We start from the raw sequence: 266 nt of genomic DNA on the forward strand, positions 1-266 counted from the left end.
GTGAACTGGTCCATTCGCGTTTGAGTGGTGAAACGCTCGAACACGCGGTGGAAGTGAGTAAGACCTCCATCACGACCGTTGCGATGCTGGAAATGACTCAGGCTGGTCGCGAAATGAGCGATGAAGAGCTTAAAGAAAACCCAGCTGTAGAGCAAGAATGGGACATTCAGTGGGAAATATTCCGACTTTTAGCTGAGTGCGAAGAACGCGATATCGAGCTGATAAAAGGCCTTAGGGCAGACCTGCGTGAGGCGGGTGAGAGCAAT

The 266-nt window shown here is 51.1% G+C and carries 1 protein-coding gene; it reads left to right on the top strand.

All coding sequences use genetic code 11. The features are described from left to right. Nucleotides 1-266, top strand: a 266-nt coding sequence (locus NE623_RS14555) for a DUF416 family protein (protein WP_256276166.1), incomplete at both ends; no start/stop codon positions are given.

This window comes from Gemmiger formicilis, from assembly GCF_024462815.1.
Lineage (GTDB): Bacteria > Bacillota > Clostridia > Oscillospirales > Ruminococcaceae > Gemmiger.